Genomic DNA, 2,984 nt, shown 5'->3' with positions numbered 1-2,984 from the left:
CATCATCCGCCGCGCTCGTTCGTCAAGATGGGGCCATATGAGAGCGAATTTCTTCTTGAGTTCGCTGAAAGCCGTCATGTATAGGAAGCATATACCAACTCCAAATAGATGTAAAGCTTATTTATTGACGCTGCCTTATACGACCGTCAGAGAACGCCCGCGGCGGCGATCTCGGCTTCGGTCTCCTTAACGCACGGCGGAGGCGTGGTCAGGTAGTTGACGGCGATCGAGTACCCCTCCCCGCCCAAGGCGTGTAACCCATGTCCCCGGACTTTCCTGTTACCTATCTCCCCGACCGGTCACCCGCGTTGAAGCGCCGTGCATCAATTTCTTCTCCAGAATAGCTCTCAAGGGCGACGCTGAAGGACTTGATCGAAAGATTCGGTATGGCCCCCGCTGAGTAAGCCAACTTCGGGTCGGGTCTCCCGACGACAACAATGCCCCTCACAAGTTGTCCCCTGGTAGCCATGTGCCGCCGAACCCATCCGATGTACCTGGTGACTTGGTCGATGACAGAATCGGTGCTGGCCCCCAGCTTCTTGATTTCGATCACCACGAGATTTCCCTTTGTGTCCTTGCAAAGAAGGTCGATGCGCCCCACCGGGGGAGCAGGGTGCTGCCGCCCCACCAGCGTTAGCCCCCGTTCAACACAGTCCAGATTATCGGCTATCAGGGCTTCCAGGTTGGCCTCGTGAATATTCTGAGTAATCGCTGGCAGTTGGGCGGATGGTCCAGTGCGCGTCGCGTCTCGAGGCGAGCTGTTCACCTCTTGGCCTCTTCCGATGGCTAACCTCAAAGCTCCTCTTCTGGAAAAAAGATGGGAGAAGCGCTTGTCCATGAGCGCCTCGTACATCCAGTATTCCGGGCAGTCGGATATGGACCGCAACGCGCCCATCGAACGTGCCCTGTCCACGATCACCCTTAAGTCGAGGTACTGGCGAGGGAGCAGAAGTATCTTGTAAGCTGCCGCTAATCGTCCCCGGGTTGGGAACCCTCGCGGCCTCTCAGCGGACTTCAGACGAAAGCTGGGGTACTCCTTGACAGCCAACGCGTTTCGGTTCGCCTTGGCAAACCGAAAGATTTGCTGCCCTAAGAGGTTATTGGGCCCGCGTAGACGCTTGACGGCCAGAGCGGCCTGGACTAAGGCAAAAATCTCCATCGGCCCACGCCTGTGGAGGATTTCAACGGCAATGTCAATCCACGATCGCATTCAGGTCCACCCGAGCCTGCGTTGTTAGGCGCTCTTTTGATTCTCTCACATGGCCTTGGCCGTCTTGCTGGCATCAAGCCCGAGGGCGCTGGGCCACAGCCGGGAAACGATGTCGATCAGGAGTTGGTAGGCCGACAGGGGCGAGCGTGGTGGCGTGACCAGATTGAAATGTCGGGGGTGAGCCATCAGGTTTCGGAATCTCGGGAGTTCTTCAATCAGCACCGTCGAAGCCTTGCTCTGACAGTTCTTCCGCGGGCTCTCCGAGAGCCCCTTCCAACAGTCCTGGATCTGGTCCCACGAGGGGGAGGCCCCGAGCAAACCGTCCTTCTGTGCCCTCGCCGGAAAAACTTTCGGGGCGAAGCGATTGTTGAAGCCGTTTACGATCTCTTGAACTGGAACCTCAATGTCTTCCGGCAAGATGGCTTGGCGGAATGCCCATGTGAGAAGCGCCTTGAAGCTGTAGTCGAAGTTGTTCATCTCCGGGATGCGCCACCTCGACCGGATCCTGTCTTCCACTTCCGTGACCGGCACCTCGCACATTTCTTCGACACCCTTGACAGTCCTCTTCAACTTGATCGGGCCCGGATGTGTTTCCTCAAACTTGAACTTTAACGCCATCTCTATGCAGGACACCGACCAAAAGAGCGAAACCGCATGGAACTCATAGCAGAAGAAGGCGTAGGTGCCGAGCTGACGAGCGACGACGATCCGTTCCCGTAGTTTCTGCGGAACGGCTTCCGGCAGCCGCTTCTCTAACTCGAGGTATGGAGACTGTAGGGATTCAGCGTCCAGCCGATATCCGATGCTCCGTTCATCAGGCTGTGCTAGCTCCTCGATCGTTCGCTCCCCGCCAGTGAGCGGCACCCTCGGAAACGTGAGATCAAAGCCGTCAGCACCCATGTCCGACAATACCCCCCACGTTGACCTTACTCGATCCCTGCCCCGCGAGTTCGCGGCCTAACGTCCGGCTTCAACGGCGGCGGCTCTTCCTCGCACCAGCCGCCGTCGGCTGCAAGCCGATGTTAGCCGGTGATTTTCGATTTGGTTGCCGTTGAGCCACGAATGACGAATCGTCGCCTTGATGAAAGAACAGTCGGCCTTGAAGTTGCTCCCCTTTGAGAATCGCCCAGCCCCGACCAATCACCTCGTCGCCTTCGTCGAACCCGTGGAAGGAGAACTCGATACCTGGTAGCCCGTCGCGCATGACGACCCGATAGTCGAGCTGCGCCTCGATTGCGATGAACACGAGGCGCCCTACGCCTTTCGGCTTCAGGGAGAGCATCGCCTGGGTATGCAGATCAAGATCCTCGCAATCCCAGAGTTCCGTCTCGATGATCCTCCAGTTGCCCAGCAAGGTTTTCGCGGAGCCCACGTTCGTTTCCGTCCGGCTAAGAATGATTAGATGGACCCGCATAATCTGCGGAACATTGTTTTTTGACCCAGATAATCTGCCAATGATGCGGCAAATACCACCCCGATAACATCATTGAATTCCAGCGGTTGCCATATGGACCCATTTTATCAGCGTATCTTATACGGATCCGCATAAGATGCCAACCTCTTCCTTTTCAAAGAACGTCCATCGGACTGCGGACTCCTGCCGGTCCGCGGTTGAGTGGATGGGTGTAGATAATGGTCGTTTTCACGTCGTTATGGCCCAGAACTTCCTGTAGGGTCCTGCAGGAATATTGACCAAAGCATGAATATCTCGGTCCTCATGCCCTTGCGAGACAACAGACGCGGAGATGGGGTCCAAGGAGTGCCCACCCGGTCC

3 protein-coding genes are annotated in these 2,984 nt (G+C 56.8%); all 3 read right to left on the bottom strand.

Annotation, left to right across the window (positions count from 1 at the left end):
• Positions 1-283: 283 nt before the first annotated feature.
• The 3 genes from HY010_03505 to HY010_03495 all read right to left on the bottom strand — a co-directional run bounded on the left by HY010_03505 (position 284) and on the right by HY010_03495 (position 2,582).
• A complete protein-coding gene (locus tag HY010_03505) occupies positions 284-1,210 on the bottom strand; it encodes a DUF91 domain-containing protein (protein ID MBI3474772.1) in 927 nt (308 codons plus the stop codon).
• Between the two features lie 45 nt (positions 1,211-1,255).
• Positions 1,256-2,110, bottom strand: a complete 855-nt coding sequence (locus HY010_03500) for a hypothetical protein (protein MBI3474771.1) — start codon at positions 2,108-2,110, stop codon at positions 1,256-1,258.
• Between the two features lie 70 nt (positions 2,111-2,180).
• The gene (locus HY010_03495; GenBank protein MBI3474770.1) at positions 2,181-2,582 is read right to left on the bottom strand and encodes a hypothetical protein; all 402 of its coding nucleotides are present in this window, start codon (positions 2,580-2,582) and stop codon (positions 2,181-2,183) included.
• Between the last annotated feature and the right edge of the window lie 402 nt (positions 2,583-2,984).

It is taken from the genome of Acidobacteriota bacterium, from assembly GCA_016196065.1.
Lineage (GTDB): Bacteria > Acidobacteriota > Terriglobia > Terriglobales > Acidobacteriaceae > Acidiflorens.
Note: the sequence above shows the minus strand (reverse complement) of the source record. Positions and strands in the feature narration are given on the sequence as shown.

What these genes read in the sequence shown, in the direction of transcription:
- HY010_03505 (MBI3474772.1), bottom strand. Translation starts at nt 1,210, where the DNA reads ATGCGATCGTGGATTGACATTGCCGTTGAAATCCTCCACAGGCGTGGG.
- HY010_03500 (MBI3474771.1), bottom strand. Translation starts at nt 2,110, where the DNA reads ATGGGTGCTGACGGCTTTGATCTCACGTTTCCGAGGGTGCCGCTCACT.